Annotated in this window: 4 protein-coding genes; all 4 read right to left on the bottom strand. The window is 57.4% G+C overall.

The features are described from left to right. Positions 1-169: 169 nt before the first annotated feature. Complete coding sequence (locus ACXHJ2_RS01540; protein WP_013373222.1) at positions 170-1,903, bottom strand: ABC transporter ATP-binding protein; 1,734 nt, start codon at positions 1,901-1,903, stop codon at positions 170-172. Further along, the gene (locus tag ACXHJ2_RS01535) at positions 1,900-3,726 is read right to left on the bottom strand and encodes an ABC transporter ATP-binding protein (protein WP_165084662.1); all 1,827 of its coding nucleotides are present in this window, start codon (positions 3,724-3,726) and stop codon (positions 1,900-1,902) included. Before ACXHJ2_RS01535 ends, ACXHJ2_RS01540 begins: the two co-directional genes overlap by 4 nt. After that, positions 3,716-7,024 carry a non-ribosomal peptide synthetase gene (locus ACXHJ2_RS01530; RefSeq protein ID WP_457874507.1) on the bottom strand — a complete coding sequence of 1,103 codons (3,309 nt, stop codon included), beginning with the start codon at positions 7,022-7,024 and terminating at the stop codon, positions 3,716-3,718. The genes ACXHJ2_RS01535 and ACXHJ2_RS01530 overlap by 11 nt, the downstream gene beginning before the upstream one ends. 153 nt (positions 7,025-7,177) lie before the next feature. Next, on the bottom strand, positions 7,178-22,174 hold the full coding sequence (locus ACXHJ2_RS01525) for an amino acid adenylation domain-containing protein (protein WP_457874506.1): 14,997 nt from the start codon (positions 22,172-22,174) through the stop codon (positions 7,178-7,180). Positions 22,175-22,503 lie beyond the last annotated feature (329 nt).

Raw genomic sequence — 22,503 nt, 5'->3', positions numbered from 1 at the left:
GTCACTCTTAGAAGAACCGCGCAGGCCACTCCCGGAACGGCTCCTTCGGACTCTTCCTCCTTTTTCGTGTCTACGTTTTCTGGTAACTACCGGTTATAAAGTCATACCTTGGATTACTAAAAAACTCTGTCGCATTCGCAAGCAGGAAGCCGCCCGCCGTAAAGCGGGTCTAGCCGTACAGCCGGGCGTAATAACCCCCGAGCGCCAGCAGGTCCTGATGGCGGCCCCGCTCGACGACCGTCCCTTGGTTCATGACGGTAATTAAATCCGCATGTTCCACAGTGCTGAGACGGTGGGCGATCAGAATGGTGGTACGCCCCTTCATCAATACGTTCAGGGCTTGCTGTACCCAATGCTGGGATTCGTTATCCAGTGCGGAAGTCGCTTCGTCCAGCAGCAGAATCGGGGCGTTTTTGAGAATCGCCCGGGCGATCGCAATTCGCTGCCTTTGTCCGCCCGACAACGACGCTCCTCTCTCCCCCACCGGCGTTTTATACTGTTCAGGAAGTTCCTGAATGAAATGGTGAGCGTACGCTGCTTTGGCCGCTTCGATCACTTCTTCATCCGTTGCATCCGGGTTGCCGTAGCGGATGTTTTCCTCAATCGTGCCGGTAAACAAGAACGGCTCCTGCGGAACGTATGCAATCTGCCTGCGGATTTCGTCCAGCGTGTAATGGCCGAACGGTTTGCCTTGGAGCAGGATTTCTCCGCTGTCCACAGGATAAAAGCCGAGCAGCAGCTTGATCAGCGTACTTTTGCCGCTGCCGCTGGCCCCCACGATAGCGGCGACCTGGCCGGGAAACACCTGCATGGAGATGTCGACAAGCACCTTTTTATCCGCCTGATAGGAAAATTCCACATCGCGAAACTCCACCGCAGCCTCCGACACGAGCTCGCTGTGAGGAGATCCCAAACGATCCGGTTCCTCTTCCTCTCTTAGTACCTCTTGAATCCGGTGAGCGCCCGCGAGCGAATTTTGGGTCATCGACAGAACCATCCCCAAGTTCAACAAGGCGTGCGTCAGATTCACTTGCAGAACCGCCAGGGCGGCGACACTTCCCATTCCCATCAGTCCGTAGGCATAAAGAAGACTGCCGATGACGATGATGCCGCAGAACGTGACGTAGCTGATAAAATGATTCACCGCAGCCTGCATGCCGTTCTTCTGCGCGGTTTGCCGAAGCGTCTGCGTCATTTGTTCGTTCAACGCCTCGTACTGGCCGTAAATCGTGCGGATGCGGAACAGCTTCACAATTTGAATGCCGCCCATAAAATCTTTGAATTTTTCGGTCATTTTACCGAGCGTTTGCAAGCCTTGTTCGGACAAAGCGCGAATATCCCGCGCAAATTTCAGACTGACCACGGAGGACAGCAGCAGAATGACGCAGGATACGCCGGCAAACCGCCAATCGATCAACACCATGGAGACAATGGAGCCGATGCAAAAGACAACTTGAAGCAGCAAAACGAAGTAAACCTGCGAGAATGTAAACTCAACGGTCGTTACGTCGTTGTTCACCCGCGACAGCAAGTCCCCATGGTGCGTCTGCTCCAGGAATCTCGGCCGCACCCGGCACAGCTTGTCATAAAGACGTTCTCGGATATTCAGCACAGTCAGCTCGACACTGCGCTGGTATAAGTAAATGAACCAGGGAGAAATCACATTTTCCAGGAACAAGGCCGCGCCCAAAATAATAAAGGCTTCCACCATCAGGGACGTATCTCGGGACACGGCGAAATCAACCAAGTTATGTACGACCAAGCTGAAGGCGATCAGGAACAATGTCTGGGTGAGCGCCGTCACGGCCAGGCCAATGGCGTACTGGGTTTTGCGCTTGCGGTTCATAAACATCAGCAAGTAGCCGAGTTCTTTCACTTGCGAGAGCCATCCGCCCTTTTTCATGTGTACGCCACCTCCCTGCGTTCGGCAGACTCGGTAAATTCCTGATAGTACGACTGGGCGTACAGTCCCTTCATCTTCAGCAATTGTTCATGAGTGCCCTTTTCAACAATACTCCCCTGTTCCATGACCCAAATTTCATCGGCGTTTTGTACTGTAGAAAGCCGGTGGGCAATAACCATCGTCGTTCTCTGCTTCATCAATACGCCCAGCGCTTCCTGAACCGCGCTTTCCGACTCCGGATCAAGAGCCGACGTTGGCTCGTCCAGCAGCAGAACGGGAGCATCTTTCAGAAAAGCCCGGGCCATTGCAATGCGCTGGCGCTGCCCGCCGGACAAAAAGCCTCCGCGCTCTCCGACATATGTCTGGTAGCCGCCCTCAAGCTGCATAATGAAGGAATGCGCCTGAGCGGCTTTGGCGGCTTCGATAATCTCGTCCATCGACGCTACTTCCCGCCCGTAGCCGATATTTTCAGCGATCGTGCCGCTAAACAAATATGAATCCTGGGTTACCACGGAAAAATGCGACCGAAGCTGCTCCGGGTCGGCGCCGTGGATCAGGCTGCCGAACACGCGGATCTCGCCCTGGTCCTCCAGAAGCGTATAAAAGCCGCATACAAGCTTAAACACCGTGCTCTTCCCTCCGCCGCTCGCTCCGACAAGCGCGATCGTCTTCCCTTCCGGCACCGAGAAGCTAACATTCCGTAGGATCGGGGAGCTCTCCTCATACCCGAAGGTTACGTTCTGAAACTCGATGGGGGCGGCGCTCGCTTTCAGAAGCGAACGGCCATTTTCCGTTTCGGTCGGCTGCTCGACGATTTCAGAGACCCTTCTCAGGGCACCGGCCATTTCGAACGTCCGCGTGATGAGCTCGGGAATATGCTCCAGCGGCTCCAGACACAGATTCAGCAAGTACAGGAAGGCGATCAGCTCTCCCGCGCCTAGCTGCCCTTTGTAGATCAAATAGCTTCCGTAACTGACGGCGAAAATGATCGGGCTGATCATCAGCGTCGAAAGCAGCGGGTTGACCCAGGCCTCCCGCTTTTTCACGGCCAGCTTTTTTTGGGCCGTCAATTGCAGCAGCACTTGGTAGGAGCGAGACAACATGCCGGATAGCAGGTAGCTTTTTACAATAGGCATACCCCCAAGCGTATCCTGGAGGTTGACGTTCATTCGGCCCATGTTCGCCTGGGCTTCCTCCGTCAACCGCTCCAACTGCTTGCCGATCCATTGGGAAACCAGCAGCGCTACAGGAAATAACAGCAGGCTGTACAGCATCAGCTCCCATTGGAGGTAGATCAAATAAGCGAAACAGCCGATGAACAACAGCGGATGATAAAACCACTGGGCGAGGTCCCGAATCATAAACTGCTGGATGAGCTGCAGGTCGTTGTTGATCCGCGACAATACGTCGCCAGAGTGCTGCTTTTCCAAATAGGAGACCGGGAGTTTGCCGATATGACGCATGACATGGTTGCGGATATCCTGCACCGCAGAGGCGCTGCTTCGCTCCACGCCGAAGCTCATGAAAAACTTCGCCGGCACACCGATCAAGATGACCACAAAGACCGCGTACACGATTTGCAGAACGATTGGCCCCGCCCCCTTCTCGGCCTGGGTGGTCAGCTGCTCGATCAAACTTCCCGTCCATATCTCAATAACGGCGGCGGCAATCGCGGACAAGACACCGACGATCATCCAGCCTTTGTGACGGCTTACATAGGACATCAGCCAGCGGAACGCTTTCCAGGCGGCGTAAGCGGTTTGGCGTTTGGAAGGCGCCGCTGTGCCTTGTTCTAGAACAGACGGCTGGCGGTCAGCTTCCATGCAGTACCCCGGCCTCCGCTTCGATCTGCCGCTTGACTTGCTCTAAGATGTCCCGGATGACAACGGCCGTTTCTTCCACGCGCGCGAGTTCCAGCAATTCCTCGTGCGCGCCCTCCAGCCGGTAATCGGCGTAAGCTTGCGTCGTTGCCCCCCGCCAGGAAGGCAATTGGTGCTCCAGGCGGAACGCTTCGCTGTCCTTCGCAATCAGTTCGTAAATCCTGGCCGGGATCGTACCGGAATTAATAAGCTGCGCTTCGTACGCCAAGGTCGCTTTGACCTTCCGATGAACCCGCTCCCGCACGAGCGGGTTGCTCATTAATTCCTTCTCTTCTTCGTCGAAATCCGCAAGCATTTCTTCAAGCTCTTTCTCCGACGTTTCGGAAGGCGTCAGCGTGTCCTTAATCCACGAGTCCACCATGAGCACGTCCGTTACGGAATACCCTCTTTTCTCCATCGTTTTGGCTACCTCGAACGTCAGGTTGCCTCCGAAGCAGTAGCCGAGCAGCACGTAAGGTCCTTCCGGCTGGATGTGGACGATCTCGTCCACATAACGGTTCAGCATGGCCTCGTAATCGACGGCATCGTCGATAAAATCAATGCCGTAGAGCACGAACCGGCCGTCGAGCCTGCTTGCGAGCTCTCGGTAACCGATGCCGAAACCGCTGCCCGGAGGGAAGCAGAACACGTTCAGATCTCCTGCTTTATTCAGCTTAATGAAGGAGTCTCCCCCTTTATCCAGGCCGAGATCCGACTCGCCGAAAGCCATGGCTTCAACTGTTACATTGTGAAATTGGCGGTTCAAAGGTATCTCGATACCCGTTTCATCGTAAACGGCTTGAACGAGCCTCATCAGACTTAACGAATTGCCACCCAACTCAAAAAAGTTATCCTTTACGCCGACCTGCGGAACGCCAAGCGTATCCTGCCAGACGCGTGCGATCTTCATTTCGAGCAGCGTTCTCGGTGCGACATATTCCGCTCCTCCAGCCGCGGCTTCCTCCGGCGCGGGCAGTGCTTTGCGGTCGATTTTCCCGTTCGGGGTCAGCGGCATCCCCGAAAGCTGCACGAGGTGCGAAGGAATCATATACCCCGGAAGCTGCTTGGCGAGCTCCTCCTTGAGTTCATTCGCCGCCAGCCTCGTTTCCGCGACGTAATAAGCGACAAGCTGCTTATGGCCGTTCGCGTCGTCGTGGTCGAGCACCTTGGCTTCTTGCACGGCGGCGATCTTCAGCAGCTGCGTCTCGATTTCGTCCAACTCGATCCGGTACCCGCGGATTTTCACCTGATGATCGATCCGGCCCAGGTATTCGATGTTGCCGTCCGGCAGCCAAGCCGCCAAGTCGCCCGAGCGGTACAGCTTCTCCCCCTCCGCAAACGGGGAATCGACGAACTTCTCCGCCGTCAGATCCGGACGGTTCAGGTATCCTCTCGCAAGGCCTTCCCCGGCCACGTACATTTCGCCCGCTACGCCAATCGGCACAGGGCGGCGGTTTTCATCAAGGACGTACACCCTCAGCGTCGGGATCGGCTTGCCGATATTGCTCTTCGCCGCCTCTATTTCGACCCACGTAATTTCCTTATACGTCACGTGAACCGTCGTCTCGGTAATGCCGTACATATTGATCAGCTTCGTCTCCGGGTACTTCGTCTTGAAGCCCTTGAGCAGCAGCGGACTCAGCGCTTCGCCCCCGAAGATAACGTTGCGAATCCGCAGATCGTACGGATGGTCCGCCAAGACCTTACGCAGCAGCTGATAGAAGTACGTTGGTGTCTGGTTCAAAATCGTGACCTGTTCGCGGCCCAGCAGCGCCAGGAAATCGGCCGGATTTTTCGCCGTGAGCGGCGGTACGATGACCAGCTTGCCTCCGTTCAGCAGCGCTCCGTACATTTCCCAGACGGAGAAATCGAAGCAGAACGAGTGGAACAGCGTCCACGTGTCGGACGGCCCGAAGTCGAACAGGTTCTTGTCGTTGAACAGGAGCCGCACGACGTTCTTATGCTCGATCAGCGTTCCTTTCGGTCTGCCGGTCGTTCCCGACGTGTAGATAACATAGGCCAGGTTGCCCGGCCCGGAAATCGGCTCCAGGTTCGAAGCGTCCAGCGCATCGGCGGAGTCCGCCCCTCTGTCGCCCCAAACGAAATCGTCCAATTCGAGGCGCGTTCCTGCGAAGTCGGTCTTCTCGTGCAGATGCTTTTGAATCAGCAATAACGGCGCGCCCGAATCCTCGATCATGAAGCGGATGCGCTCCTCCGGGTAGTCGGGATCGACAGGCACGTATGCTCCGCCCGCTTTGAGAATCGCCAGAATGCCGACAATCATATCGAGCGAGCGTTCGGCCAGAATCGCTACCAGTTGGTCCGCTTCTACTCCCGCCTCCCGCAGCTTCCGCGCAAGGCGGTTGGATCGCTCGTTCAGCTCGCGGTAGGTCAGCTGCCGCTCGTTCATGACGGCGGCCACGTTGTCCGGGTAAAGCTCCGCCTGTTCTTCGAACAAGCCGTAAATCGTTTTCCCCCGCTCGAACTCGGTTTCGGTGTCATTAAATCGCTTCAGCAGCGTCTCCCTCTCGTCTGGGGACAGCACATCGGCTTGTCCGAGCTCCAGATCCGGCTGAAATAAAAGCACGGACAGCAGCCGAACAAGATGGTCGGCCGCCTGTTCCACAAATGCCCGCTCGTACCGCTGCCCATCAAAGCTTATTTCCAGCTCGATGGAGTGGTTTTGGCGGTCGAAGCGAAAAACCGTATCGGCCGCCACCCGGTTAACCAGCGGTTCCGGATGAATCGGGGCGAAGGATGCGACGGTGTTGACGACCGGGAGGCCGTCCCCCGTATAGTCCAGATGGAGCGGCTCCACCATTTTCCGAAAAGGCAGGTGCTGATGCTCCAGCGCCTCGCCGATGGAGGCTTTGATGCCCCCGAGCAGCGTTTTCAGCGTAGTCTGGCGGCTTACGGACGTCTTGATCACCAAGATGTCATGCGGCGGCGGAGTCCCGTCGGGGTCTGCGCTATAAGAAGGCATACCGATCAGCACTTGGTCCCGCCCGGTATATTTGAACAGCAGGCTTTTTACTCCTGCCAAAACAATCATGTACAAAGCCAAATCCGAACCGTTGGCGAGGCAAATGATTCTCTCCGAGAGTTCGCTCGGCAGAGTACGGTGAAGCAAGCCCGGCTCGGCCGCAGCTTCCCCGTCGGCGGATAATTTGGAGGATTGACTGTAGGGAAGGAAGCTCAGGCTGTCATCGGCGTCAAACTTGCCGCTCCAGTATCGTTCTTCCTTTTCAAACAAAGATTTCATTCGTATCTCCCCTAAAATGAAGTGACCGCATGCCCCGGCGCAGGTCCGAAAAAGCTTGCTTTCGGCCTGCGCGTTTACGGGCTTGGACGTTGTTCGCCGTCTTCCTTGGGATGCGCGCCGCTTTCATTTGACGGCGGAGGCGCGCTTGTAGGATTAGAACGCGAATTCGATCGTATCGACGGCACTTTTTGCGCCTGCCGCCGGTTTATGACATTCAATCCGGCTTAGCTCGAGTTGTGGATTTTCCGCAATTTGAGACAGTACCCGCAGGTAATCCTCGGTCAAGGTGCGGATCATCGCTTTTTTGAACAGCTTGGTGGCGTAGAAGAAGCCCCCGCTCAGCGCCCCGTTGTTTTCATACATAAACAGCGTCAGATCGAACTTCGCTTCTTCCAAATGGTCAAGCTCGTAAGTCTTCAGGCTGACCCCTTCCAGCTCGGCGTCTCGTTCTTCGATATTTTGCAAGTCGAAAACGGCATCGAACAGCGGAAAGCGGCCCGGCTCCCGCTTCACATTCAAACGCTCCACCAGCTCCTCGAATGGATAATCCTGGTTCTCAAAAGCTCCCAAAGCCGTTTCCTTCACTTCTTCCAGGTAGGACAAGAACGTTTTGTCGCCCGACGGACGATTGCGGATCGCCAGCGTATTGACAAACATCCCGATGACCGGTTCCAAATCGGCGTTCGTTCTTCCCGCCACCGGGGTGCCCACGACCAAGTCCTCCTGCCCGCTGTACTTGGACAGCAGCACGGTATAAGCCGCAAGCAGCACCATGAACAGCGTGCTTTCACGCTCGGCCGCCAATTCGCGCAGCCGCGTAGAGAGAGAAGCTTCGACGTCGAACTCCAGATGGGCGCCTTCATAACTGCGAGCCGCAGACCGTTCGTAGTCCATCGGCAGGTCCGCCGTCGGCAGCTCGCCTTCGAAGGTTTGCAGCCAGTAAGCTTCCTGCCGCCCGATCCGCTCTCGGTGGGCCTTCGACTGCTGCCAAACGGCATAATCCTTGTATTGAATGCGCAGTGGCGGCAGTTCTTCCCCGGCGTAGAAACTCGAGAACTCATCGATCACAATCGCCATTGATACGCCGTCGGACACCATATGGTGCATGTCGAAAAGGAGAATGTGCAAGTTCGGCTCCAGTTCGATGACCCCGGCGCGCAGCAGCGGCGGCTTGCCGAGATCAAACGGACGAACGAAGCTGCGGACGATCTGCTCGATTTGAGCCGCATCCTCTTTATCCGCTTGATGATGCTCGATAGCAAAATCAACCTGCGGGTAAATTCGCTGAACCGCTTCGCCCTTCACGATTTCAAAACCGGTGCGCAGCGATTCATGCCGTGTTATCAATTTCCGCAAGGCTGCTTCCAACCGGTCTAAATCAAACTCGCCTTCCACCTGCACCAACTCCGGCATGTTGTAAAGCTGATCCGCTCCATCCAGCGTGTGCTGAATGAACAGCCGTTTCTGCGCGGAGGACAGAGGGTAGTACTCTCTCTCCTCCGCTTGAGGAATGGCCTCATGCTCCCGCCGTTCCATCCGGGCGATCGCCTCGGCCATCGCCGCAATCGTCGAGTGACGGAATACGTCGCGCAGTGGCAGATTGACGTTTAATTCCTTAAATACCTTGCCCGCCAGCGTCGTCGCTCGCAGGGAGTGGCCGCCGATGTCGAAGAAGTTGTCGTGAACGCCAATCTCCTTAGCAAGCCCCAGCACCTCCTGCCAAATCGCCGCCAGCTTCGTTTCCAGCTCATTGCGCGGTGCGACGTACTCCGTTCCACTTCCCGTTTCCCCTTCTGGCGCCGGCAGCGCCTTCCGGTCAATCTTTCCGTTCGGCGTCAGAGGCAGGCGCTCCATCTCCACAAAGTACGACGGGATCATGTACCCCGGCAGCTCCTGCGCCAGCGCGCCGCGCAGATCGTTCACTGCCAGCTCCGCTCCGGTATCCGGCGTGTAATACGCGCATAGCGCCTTCTGCCCGTTCGCGTCACTTCGAACCAGCACCACCGCTTCACGCACGCCTTCCACCCGCAGCAGCTGCGACTCGATCTCGCCCGTCTCGATCCGGTACCCCCGGATTTTCGCCTGGTTGTCGATCCGGCCGATGAAGTCCACGTTCCCGTCCTCCATCCACCGCGCCAAGTCTCCCGTGCGGTACAACCGCTCGCCCGCGGCGAACGGGCTGTCTACGAACTTCTCTTCCGTCAGCTCCGGACGGTTCAAGTACCCGCGCGCCACTCCGACTCCGCCGATGACCAGCTCGCCCAGCACCCCGACCGGCACCGGATTCAGGTGCGCGTCCACGATGTAGAATTTCGCATTCAGCCACGCTTTGCCGATCGGCACATGGCCTGTCTGCGGCAGCTTCGCCAGCTCCTCGTCGTAGAAGCTGGAGTCGATCGCCGCTTCCGTCACGCCGTATGCGTTGATGATCCGGAACAACGAGCCGAAGCGTTCCTGCAAGGTCCGGTAATCCGCCACGCTGCAGCTGTCCGAGCTCGTGATCAACAGCTCCAACCGACTCATATCCAGTTGCTGCTCGTGCACGTACTCCAGGAACGGCACGATCAGCGCCGGCGTCGATTCGAAGATGGTGACCCGTTCCCGCTCAATCCAGTGGTGCAGACGAGACGGATCGATCCGGTCGTCCTTCGGCACGATCACCATCGTGCCTCCGTTGTACAGCGTCCGCGCGATATCTCCCACGAACACGTCGAACGAGAAGCTTGCGAGCTGCAGCAGCCGCACCGGAAACTGATCCAACCGGTATTCCCGCCGGTAGCCCGCCGCCGTGTTCACCAGGCTGCGGTGCTCGATCATCACGCCCTTCGGCTTGCCCGTCGTTCCCGACGTATAGATCACGTAAGCCAGATCCTCCGGACGGGCTTCATGGAAGCTGTCGGTGCCAATATTCTGATGGCTCTCATCGCCGTCGTCCACAGCATCCGTCAGCTTGCCGGAGACTATGCCGGAGCCAATCGGCGCATTCGCCCGCTCCTCGCTGTACGACGCTTCGTCGTTCAGGTACAGCACCGCCGCCAGCGCCAGCTCCTCTTCGTCAAGCCAGGCTTCAGCACACTCTCGCAGCGCCGTTTGCGTCAGCAGTACCTTCGCTCCACTGTCTTCGAGCATGAACCGCACGCGCTCCGCCGGATAATCCGGGTCCAGCGGCACATACGCCCCGCCCGCTTTCCAGACGGCCAGCACGGCCACCAGCAAGTCCACCGAACGCTCGGCGAGAATGCCGACGATCGTCTCCCGGCCGATGCCGCTTGCGCGCAGCGTAGCCGCCAAGCGGTTCGCCCACTCGTTCAGCTCCGCATACGTCAGCCGGTCGTTCTCGTACACGACGGCCTCCGCTTTCGGCGTGCGCTCCACCTGTTCCTCAAACAGCCGATGGAACGCGGCCGCAGCAGCCGCTTCCGGCTGCGCCGGGTTGAACGCGCCGAGAATTTGCTCTTTTCCCTCTGCCGTCAGCAAGTTCAGCTCGGCAATCTTCGCATCTGGACGGCTTACGATCGTTTCGAGCAGCTGCTCGTAATGTTTCGCCAGCCGTTCGATCGTCTCCCTTTTGTAGAGAGCCGTCGCATATTCGAAGCTGTAATCCAAGCCGCCGTTCTCCTCGCCCACATCCAAGCTGATATCAAACTTCGCGGTATCCAATGCACTCGGATAAGGAATCAGGCGAAGCCCTTCCAGCTCAAATTCCTCGTTTTCCGTATTCTGCATCGTAAACAGCGTGTCGAAGAGCGGATTGCGGCTTAAATCACGGGTGACTTGCACCTTGTCCACCAATTCTTCGAACGGATAGTTTTGATGCTCGAAGGCATGGAGGGTCGTTTCTTTGACTTCGTTCAGGTATGACAGGAATGTCTTCTCCGAAGCCGGATAACTGCGGATAGCCAGCGTGTTTAAGAAAATCCCGATCAACGGCTGCACATCTCCATGGTTCCTTCCGGCAATCGGCGTACCGACGATCACGTCTTCCTGACCTGAATATTTATGCAGAAGGACGTTATACGCCGCAAGCAGCACCATAAACAGCGTTGTGCCCGTTTCCGAGGCCAGCTGCTTCAGGCCGTCGGTTTTCGAAGCGTCGAAGAAAAACTCCAGCGTTTGGCCTTCGTAGCTCTGCACGGACGGACGCGGATAATCGGTCGGCATTTCCAGCACCGGAAGCTCGCCTTGGAACATGTCCAGCCAGTACGCCTCCTGACGCTGAAGCCGTTCCTTCTGCTCCTGCGAATGCTGCCAAACGGTGTAGTCTTTGTACTGAATGCGCAGAGGCTCCAATTGCTCGCCGCCGTACAAGCGGACGAATTCTTCAACAAAGATTTCCATCGAGACGCCATCGGAAATAATATGATGCATGTCGTACATTAGAATATGACGTTCTGGAGCCAGCTCGACAAGGCCTACCCTCAGCAGCGGAGGCTTCGCCAAGTCAAACGGACGGACGAAACGACGAACCATCTCTTCGGCCTCTTGCTCATCCACTCGATAGAACTCCACGGCAAAATTCACGTCTTGGTAAATCCGCTGCGATGCTTCGCCATCCACCATTTCGAACCCGGTGCGCAGCGTTTCATGCCGCGCCACGAGCTTACGGAACGCTTCTTCGAACCTTGCCCGGTCCAAAGCACCCTCCAGCAGCATCGCTTCCGGCATGTTGTAGCTAAGCTCCGCGCCTTCCAGTTGATTCAGGATAAAGAGACGTTTTTGAGCAAAAGATTGCGGGTACACCTCTCGGTCATCCGCCACCGGAATGGCAACGAATGTCTGCTCATCCAGCCGGGAAACGGCGGCTGCCATGCTCTCGATGGTGGAATGGCGGAACACGTCGCGCAGCGGCAGATCCACGTTCAACTCTTTATGAATCTTGCTGACCAGCGTCGTCGCCCGCAGGGAGTGGCCGCCGACGTCGAAGAAGTTGTCGTGAACGCCAATCTCCTTCGCAAGCCCCAGCACCTCCTGCCAAATCGCTGCCAGCTTCGTTTCCAGCTCATTGCGCGGTGCGACGTACTCCGTTCCGCTTCCCGCTTCCCCTTCCGGCGCCGGTAGCGCCTTCCGGTCAATCTTTCCGTTCGGCGTCAGAGGTAGGCGCTCCATCTCCACGAAGTACGACGGGATCATGTACCCCGGCAGCTCCTGCGCCAGCGCGCTGCGCAGATCGTTCACTGCCAGCTCCGCTCCGGTATCCGGCGTGTAATACGCGCATAGCGCCTTCTGCCCGTTCGCGTCACTTCGAACCAGCACCACCGCTTCGCGCACGCCTTCCACCCGCAGCAGCTGCGACTCGATCTCCCCCGTCTCGATCCGGTACCCCCGGATTTTCGCCTGGTTGTCGATCCGGCCGATGAAGTCCACGTTCCCGTCTTCCATCCACCGCGCCAAGTCTCCCGTGCGGTACAACCGCTCGCCCGCGGCGAACGGGCTGTCTACGAACTTCTCTTCCGTCAGCTCCGGACGGTTCAAGTACCCGCGCGCCACTCCGACTCCGCCGATGACCAGCTCGCCTAGCACCCCAATCGGCACCGGGTTCAGATGCGCGTCCACGATGTAGAATTTCGCATTCAGCCACGCTTTACCGATCGGCACATTGCCTGTCTGCGGCAGCTTCGCCAGCTCCTCTTCGTAGAAGCTGGAGTCGATCGCCGCTTCCGTTACGCCGTATGCGTTGATGATCCGGAACAACGAGCCGAAGCGTTCCTGCAAGGTCCGGTAATCCGCCACGCTGCAGCTGTCCGAGCTCGTGATCAACAGCTCCATCCAGCTCATATCCAGCCGCTGCTCGTGCACGTACTCCAGGAACGGCACGATCAGCGCCGGCGTCGATTCGAAGATGGTGACCCGTTCCCGCTCAATCCAGTGGTGCAGACGAGACGGATCAATCCGGTCGTCCTTCGGCACGATCACCATCGTGCCTCCGTTGTACAGCGTCCGCGCGATATCTCCCACGAACACGTCGAACGAGAAGCTTGCGAGCTGCAGCAACCGCACCGGGAACTGGTTCAACCGGTATTCCCGCCGGTAGCCCGCCGCCGTGTTCACCAGGCTGCGGTGCTCGATCATCACGCCCTTCGGCTTGCCCGTCGTTCCCGACGTATAGATCACGTACGCCAGATCCTCCGGACGGGCTTCATGGAAGCTGTCGGTGCCAACATGCTGATGGCTCTCATCGCCGTCGTCCACAGCATCCGTCAGCTTGCCGGAGACCATGCCCGAGCCAATCGGCGCATTCGCCCGCTCCTCGCTGTACGACGCTTCGTCGTCCAGGTACAGCACCGCCGCCAGCGCCAGCTCCTCTTCGTCAAGCCAGGCTTCAGCACGCTCTCGCAGCGCCGTTTGCGTCAGCAGCACCTTCGCTCTGCTGTCTTCGAGCATGAACCGCACGCGCTCCGCCGGATAATCCGGGTCCAGCGGCACATACGCCCCGCCCGCTTTCCAGACGGCCAGCACGGCCACCAGCAAGTCCACCGAACGCTCGGCGAGAATGCCGACGATCTTCTCCCGGCCGATGCCATTTGCGCGCAGCGTAGCCGCCAAGCGGTTCGCCCGCTCGTTCAGCTCCGCATACGTCAGCCGGTCGTTCTCGTACACGACGGCCGCCTCTTCCGGCGTGCGCTCCGCCTGTTCCTCAAACAGCCGGTGGAACGCGGCCGCAGGAGCCGCTTCCGGCTGTGCCGGGTTGAACGCGCCGAGAATTTGTTCTTTTTCCTCTGCCGTCAGCAAGTTCAGCTCGGCAATCTTCGCATCTGGACGGCTTACGATCGCCGCAAGCAAATGTCCGAAATGAGTCGACAGCCGCCGGATCGTGCTTTCTTTATAAAGAGCCGTTGCGAATTCAAAGCTGCACTCCAGGCCGCCGTTTTCTTCCGTAACATCCACACTCAGGTCGAACTTGGCCGTGCCGTATTCGCTAGGGTACGGGGACAATTTCAGCCCTTCCAGCTCAAACTCTTTATCCTCCAAGTTTTGCAGGGAGAACATCGTGTCAAACAGCGGGTTGCGGCTCAAATCCCGGCTGACCTGCACTTTATCGACGAGCTCTTCGAACGGATAATTCTGATGCTCGTAAGCGCCTAAGGTCGTTTCTTTCACTTCTTCCAGATACGACAGGAAGGTCTTCTCCGAAGCCGGATAATTGCGGAGCGCCAGCGTATTGACGAACATTCCGATCAAAGGCTGCGTGTCTCCGTGCGTTCTGCCCGCAATCGACGTTCCGACGATCAAATCGTCCTGACCTGTGTATTTATGCAAAAGCACGGTATATGCCGCAAGCAGCACCATATACAGCGTCGTTCCTCTTTGAGCGGCCAGCTGCTTCAAGCCTTCGTTCGTTGCCTCGTCCACGAAGGACGTCAGCGTTTGTCCCTCAAAGCTCTGCACGGCAGGACGCGGATAGTCCGTCGGCATTTCCAGAACCGGAAGCTCGCCCCGGTAACGATCCAGCCAGTAAGCTTCCTCGCGTTTCAACTGCACTTTTTGCTCGTCCGACTGCTGCCATACCGCATAGTCCTTGTATTGAATGCGCAAAGGCTCTAATGATTCGCCGCCGTACAGACGAACGAGTTCCTCGACTAACACGTCCATCGAAACCCCGTCGGAGACGATATGGTGCATGTCGAACATTAGCAAATAACGTTCGGCTGCCAGCTCTACGAGTTCCGCCCGCAGCAGCGGAGGCTTCGCCAAGTCGAAAGGCCGGATGAAGGCCTGCACGACTTCGGGCGCTTCTTCCTCGCTCGCATGACGGTACTCAACGGCAAAGTCGACGCTCTCGTAAATGCGCTGTACAGCTTCGCCTTGTACGATCTCAAAGCCAGTTCGCAGCGTTTCGTGCCGTGCGATCAGTCCGCGGAAAGCCTTCTCCAGCAGGCTCCGGTCAATCGATCCTTCCAGCAGCAGCACACCCGGCATGTTGTAGCTCTGATCGGCCCCTTCCAGCTGATTCAGGATAAACAGCCGCTTCTGAGCTGAGGAAAGCGGATAATATGCTCTTGCGCCTGCCAGCGGAATCGACGAGAACGACTGCTCTCCGATCCGGGAGATGGCCAGAGCCATCTCTTCGATCGTCGAGTAGCGAAATACGTCGCGCAGAGGCAGCTCGACGTTCAGCTCCTGATGCACCTTGCTCACCAGTGTCGTCGCCCGCAGGGAATGGCCGCCCAGGTCGAAGAAGTTGTCATGAACCCCGATGTGCTCCAATCCGAGCACGCTTTTCCAAATTCCGGCCAAGCTGGCTTCCAGCGGAGTCCGAGGCGGAGTACGTCCTTCGCCCGGCTGCAAGCTCTCCTCCGGCGCCGGAAGGGACCGGCGGTCGACCTTGCCGTTCGTCGTCAGCGGGAGCCGCTCCAACTGGATCAGGTACGCCGGGATCATGTAGGCCGGCAGTTCCTGGGAAAGCGCGCTCTTCAGCTCGGCCGCCGGAAGCTCGCGGTCCGCTTCATAATAGGCGCAAAGCTGCTTCTCGCCGGAGGCGTTTTCCCACGCGAATACCGTCGTTTTCCGAATTCCCTCCACTTTCTGAAGCTGAGCTTCGATCTCGCCCAGTTCAATGCGGAAGCCGCGGATTTTCACTTGGTCATCCGTCCGTCCTACGTATTCAATCGTGCCGTCCGGCAGCCATTTCGCCAAATCCCCCGTCCGGTACATGCGCTCTCCCGGCACAAACGGATTGTCCACAAATTTCTCCGCCGTCAGCTCCGGCCGGTTATTGTAGCCCCGTACCAAACCTTCTCCACCGACGCAAAGCTCCCCGGCCACGCCGATTGGTAGAAGCTTATTCCGGCTGTCGACGATATACACCGTCGTATTGCTGATCGGCCGGCCGATGGGTACGGTAACCGCCGACTCATCGACGAAGTCGACCGGAAGGTACGTGGTATAAACCGTGCTTTCCGACGGGCCGTACAGATGGTTGAGCCTGCCCGGTCCGATATGGGCGAGCGCTTTACGCACATGGCCGACCGACACGCGCTCTCCTCCGAACAAAATCGCCCGGACATCCCGCAGGCAGTCGACGTTCACATCTACAAGGATGTTGAAGAAAGCCGTCGTAATCAGCATGACCGAGATGCGCTCGCGCTGGATGAGATCCGCCAGACGGCCGATTTCCAGCAAAGTCTCGCGGAGAACCAGCACCAGCCGCGCCCCGTTGGTCAAAGCGCCGAAAATATCGAAAATCGCTCCGTCGAACGAATAGCTCGAAAGCTGGAGGACATGATCCCGCTCGGTGATGTCGATATAATTCGTATTTCGCACGATCCGCACGATGTTGCGGTGCGAAACAAGGTTGCCTTTCGGCTTGCCCGTCGTACCTGACGTATAGATGACGCAAGCCAGATCTGTCGCTTCGGTGCCTGGATTTAGATTTGTGCCGTCCTCGTGATAGAAGGCCTCGTCATCCAGTAAGATCACGGAGTCTGAACCCGCCAGGCGCTCGCGCAAGCGGCTTTGCGTCAGCATGACCTGCGCTCCCGAATCCTCGATCAAGAAACGGATACGCTCCTCGGGATATTCCGGGTCAATTGGTACGTAAGCAGCTCCGGCTTTGTGTGCCGCCAGCATGCCCACCACCATTTCAATGGAACGCTCAGCCATAATGGCGACCAGACGGCCTTTGGATATCCCGTGGCTACGCAAGGTACGGGCAAGGCGGTTGACGCGTTCGTTCAGCTCGCGGTAGGTCAGCTCTTGCTCATTCAAGGAGATGGCGGCTGCATCCGGGATGCGCTCCGCCTGCTCTTCGAACAATTGAATGAGCGTCTTCCCGCGCGGAAATTCCGTGATGGTGTCGTTAAAACGTCCGAGAAGGTCGGTTTTTTCCGCCTCCGTCACAAGTTCCAGCTCGCCCACTGTAATTTCCGGGTTATCCGTCACCTGCTCCAGCAGATGGACGAGATGCCCCTTGAGCCGCTCGATGCTGTCTTTATCGAACACTTCGGCGTTAAAGTCGAACCGAATTTCGATCTCGACTCCCGGCACCACGGTCAAGTTGAAGTTATAGTTCGTCTGCTCCTCCATCTGAACGTCAGCGATCGTCAGGTCGCCGTGCTGCTGGTCGCCCGCCTGCTCCATCTGCTCGTCCACCGGATAGTTCTCGAAAGCGATGATATGGTTGATTAGGTTCTGCTTTTGCACGCTGCGGGCTTGAATTTCATACAGCGGATAGTAATCATAACGCCCGGACTCCAGCGCCCGCTCTTGGAGCTTCGCCATCAGGTCGGCGAACACGGTGTCCGCTTCGCTCGTGACGCGGACCGGCACCGTATTGATGAACAGTCCGATCATGGACTCGATGCCCGGGATTTCCGCCGGTCTTCCGGCCACGACGCTGCCGAATACGGCATCGTTTGTCCCGTTATATTTTTGCAGCATCACGCCCCAAGCGGCTTGCAGCAGCGTATTGACCGTAACCAGACGCTGTTTCGCCACCTGGTCCATCCGCTCGCTCAAGTCTTTGCCCAGCTCGGCGGTGACGTGATCAGCCGTAAATCTGCCGTTCGGCGCCGGTTCCTTTTGTCCCGGGAGTACGGTTTGCCCTTCATAACCTGCCAGGAATGCCGTCCAATAGCCGGATGCCGCCTGATCGTCCTGTTTCTCCAACCATTCGATATAGGCGCCATAATCCGATCCCTTATCTCCCGCTGGCTGCTTGCCGGATGCCAAGGCCGAGTACGTCTCAAACAGCTCCTGCGTCAGCTGCGGTAGGCACCAGCCGTCCATCAAAATATGCTGGAAACTCCACAGCACATGATAGTTTTGCTCTTCGGTGCGCAGGATCGTAACCCGAACGAGCGCGTCATGTTCCAGGTCGAAGCCGCGAAGCTTGTCATCCTCGGCTTTTTTATCCAAGTACGCTTGTTTCTCGTCCGACTGCAAATGAAGCAGCTCTTCATATTCAAAGCCGACCGGCTTGTCGCGGTATATGATTTGCAGCGGCTCGCCCGCTGGTCCTTTCACAAAATTCGCCCGTAGCACCAGATGACGTTTCGCAAGCTCCATCCAGCTCCTCTCGAAAAGCTGGACGTCGAGCGCTCCCCGCATCGTAAACTGCGTCTGCTCGAAGTAAGCTGCCGTTTGCTGGTCAAGCGCACTGTGGAACCACATGCCCTTCTGCATCGGCGTAAGCGAGTAAATATTTTCGATTTCCCCGAGATGGCCCGAGCGCTGGACGATTTGCTCCAATTCCGCGATGGTCAAGCCTTTAAATTGCACGTCGCTCGGCGTCAATTCGGTGTTTTCTTTGCCTGCGCAGTGGGTAATGAGCTCTCGGAGACTTTGCTCAAGCCGCTGAGCGAAGGCTTCCATCGTTTCCTTGCGATACTGCTTCCGGCTGTAGCTGAGATCGAGCGATAAAGCGCCTTCCAGCACCATGCCGTTGATATCCAGCACAAAGCTGCGGGCCTGCCGGTCGCTGGCCGGGCTGCCGCTGGAATAAGAAGATATGCCGATCTCGTCCTGATTGACATCATCGTCGAACTGGCCGAGGTAGTTAAAATTAATTTCCGGCTCTGCGCCCCAAACAAAGCCATCCTCCGATTTGGAGAGATAGCGGCATACGCCGTACCCAAGCCCCCTGTTCGGAATGCGGCGCAAGCTTTCCTTGACCTGTTTAATCTGATAGGCCAAATCCCGGTCGGTTTCCGGCTCCAGGACGACCGGAAACTTGGTCGTAAACCAGCCGACTGTGCGCGTGATGTCGATATCCGTTCCGATCGATTCGCGTCCGTGTCCTTCGAGATTGATCCGCACCCGTTCGTGTCCCGTCCACTTGCGAACGGCTATGCCGAGCGCCGTTACCAAAATATCGTTCATTTCGGTGTTGTAGGCCCGGTGAACCCGCTTCAGCAGCAGCTCCGTTTCTTCAGGAGTCAAACGGACGAACAGCGATTCGCTGTCCTGCTGCGTCGTAACGTCCGCCTCCAGATCCTTCGGCAAGGCCGGAACCGCAATTTGTTCCACGGCCTGCCAATAGGCCCGTTCCTTCGCCATCTCCGGGCTTTGCGCGTAAGCGGCCAGCTGCTCGGACCAAGTGCGGTACGCATCCGTTTTCGCTGGGAAACGAATTTCCTCGCTTTTGCCGGCCTGCTCGTAACCCAGAGCGAAATCCTCCATCAAAATGCGCCAAGACACGCCGTCCACCACGGCATGATGAACCGCGAGCAGCAAATGATCGCCGTCCGCGCACCGGAACAGTCCCGCCTTCACGAGGGGCCCGTTCTCCAGATCGATGCCCGCTTGAATGTCCGTTGCCTTCGCTTCCACAGCCTGCGCGGTATTCTCCGCATCCTTGAAGTCGAACACGTCCAGCGTGAACAGCCCGCCTTCCTGAATCGCGCGGGTCTGCGCACTAAACCCTTGTTCCGTCTTGCAGAACACCATCCGCAAGGCGTCATGATGCTCGGCCAGCTTTTGCAGCACCTGACGCACCGTCTCTTCGTCGAAGCGTTCCTTCCGGTACAGCATCACCGACTGGTTGAAATGATGCGGGGCCGCAAAGGAGCTCTCGAAAAACCAATGCTGAATCGGCGCCAGCGCCGTTTCACCCGTTATTTCGCCTTGATCGATGGTACGTCCGATCGGTTTCACATGCAGACTGAGCTGTGAGATAGTCGGATATTTGAACAAATCCCGGATTTCCAGCTTGTACCCGGCTTGATGAAGCCGCGAAGATACTTGAATGGACTTGATCGAGTCTCCGCCCAGCTCGAAGAAATGATCCGTTACCCCAACGCGATCGGCGTTCAATACCGCCTGCCACACATCGGCAAGCGTCCGCTCGGCTTCATTGCGGGGAGCTACGTACGCGCCGCCGGTCAGCGCGTTTCCTTCCGGAGCGGGCAAAGCCTTGCGGTCGATTTTGTCGTTCGGCGTGAGCGGCATCCGCGGAAGCTGAACAAAATGCGCCGGAATCATGTAATTTGGCAATTTTTGCGCCAGCGCGCTTCTCAGTTCGCCGAGCGTAAGCGGGCGGCCCGCGACCAGGTAAGCGCACAGTTCTTGCCCGTTTTTGCCTTCCCGCGCGATTACGATCGTCTCCTGCACGGAGTCGATCTTCAGAAGCTGCTCTTCAATCTCGCCGATCTCGATCCGGAATCCACGGATTTTCACCTGATGGTCAATCCGGCCCAAGTACTCAATATTTCCGTCCGGCAGCCAGCGGGCCAAGTCGCCCGTCCGGTACAGTCTCTCTCCAGGCTCAAACGGGTGTTCGATGAATTTCTCCGCCGTCAGATCCGGCCGGTTCCAATATCCCCGGGCGAGGCCGACGCCCGCGATGCACAATTCCCCTTCCACTCCGATAGGCGCCAGTTGATTCTGTGCGCCCAGTATATACAAGCGATGGTTCCAGATCGGACGTCCGATCGGTATCGCTCTGCGTTCGGTGTCATACGTAGACGCCGCCCACACGGATGTGGCGATCGAGGCTTCCGTCGGACCGTACGCGTTATAGTACTGTACCTTGTCTTTCCACTGCTGCACGAATTCGGCTGAAACGGCGGAGCCCGCCGTGATGAGCCTGCTCAGACTCGGCAGGCGGTCTGAATTCAAATAAGCCGCATAAGTTGGCGGCAAAGTGGCGATCGTAATTGCATGCTCGTTCATGAAACGTTCGAACAGCTGATCATCCAAAATCGTCTCGGTTGACGGTATATATAAGGTCGCCCCGAAATATAGAGCGTTGAACATCTCCCAGCACGACGCATCGAACGATAGGCTGGCGAATTGGAGCACTCGATCCTGTTCGGTCGTGTGAAGCGTATGGGCAAACGTCAGTTTCAGGCTGACCAGCCCGCGATGCTCCAGCATGACCCCTTTGGGTTTGCCCGTCGTACCTGATGTATAGATGACATAAGCCAGATCATTCGGACCGCTGGCCGGATCCAGGTTCGAGCCATCGTCGCTGTAGGCCTGCTCGTCATCCAGCGCCACCACGGTCCCTTCGAACGGCACCTGCTGCTGCAGCTCCCTTTGAGTCAGCAGCAGCTGCGCGTTCGAGTTCTCCAGAATGTAGCGGATGCGTTCTTCCGGGTATTCCGGGTCGATCGGCACGTAGGCACCGCCAGCTTTCAGAACCGCCAGAATGCCAACGACCGTCTCCAGCGATCTCCTGGCCATCAAGCCTACCAGCTGATTGGGCAGCACGCCGACCGATCGCAGCGTCCGCGCCAGCCGGTTCGCCCGTTCGTTCAGCTCCGCGTACGAAAGACGGCGCCCCTCAAAGACAACCGCCGTCGCTTCGGGCACCCGCTTCGCCTGCTCCTCCACGAGCTGATGAATCGTCCGATCACGGGGATAGTCCTTCTCGGTATCGTTAAAGCTTTGCAGCAATTGAAATTTCTCGTCCTCCGACAGCATGTCCGCCCGCACAATGTCCAGCTCCAACTCGTGAAGCCCCACGGCCAGCAGGCGATTCAGATGGCCGACGACCCGCGTCATGAACTCGGAGTCATATAAGTGCTCGTTATATGACAGCGCTAGCTGTATCGTCCCGCCGGTTAAGCTAAATTCAAAGGAACAATCCGTGACCACATTTTGCCCGATTTCGTCCAGATGCAGCTCCTTAAGGGATACTAGCGTATGGACGACGGGTATCCCGTCTGCATATTGCAGGTCCAGCTTCTCTGTCATTTTCAAGAACGGAATATGTTGATGCTGAATCGCTTCCGGCAAGGAAGTCCTCAGCTCGCTCAGAAGCGTTTTAAAAGTCGCACCCGCCGAAAGCGAGTTTTTCAAAATGGCCGTATGATTAACGGATCGGCGCGTCTCCGTCGGTTTCCGTACAACCGGCATGCCGACCAGAATGTCAGAAGCGCCTGTATATTTATGCAAGAGCGACTGAACACCTGCGAGCAAAATCATAAAAGTGGCCAGCGGAGCGCCCTTGCTCATTTGAAGGACGCGCTGCGCCACTTCCTCCGGAAGCGTCCCGCCGACGGTTGTCATAATGGGCGCCAGGGAGCTTGGAGCTTTGCTGTAAGGCAGCCGCGTCAGGGTATAATCGTCGCTACCGAATTTTTCGTTCCAAAACAACGTTTCTTTTTCAAAAGCCATCTGGATCGTTCCCCTCTCTTCATCGGTAAAAGCAATCCGGCGGAGCATATGCCGCAGCAACGCTTCAGCCTCGCTCCCCGCCTTTTCAAACATGTGACAAGAATGTCAATGGCTTTCGCCAGGTCACCGCTTTGCTTGCCCGGTTGATCGCATGCGGCAATCCTCTGCCTAGCAGCTGTCCCGCTCGGCTCCTATGCGTGAAAGACAACTAAGAGCATCGTTCTACGCAAGAGATGCGGCTGCTTCCGGCTCCTCCGCTTCAATATGCTTGCTGCGGACGAGCCGCCCGAAGACGGGCTTTGGTTTAACATTGGGTTCGGAATTGGAATTGGGGGTGGACAAGGGATGTTCCTCCCATCGATGTAAGGCTTGCTGTAGGGTTCCGGCCGGCCAGCAGGAAGTCGGCCGTACCTCCGGATTCG

Source organism: Paenibacillus sp. ALE3 (genome assembly GCF_054113405.1).
The sequence above is the reverse complement of the archived record's forward strand: the minus strand, read 5'-3'. Positions and strand labels throughout refer to the sequence as shown.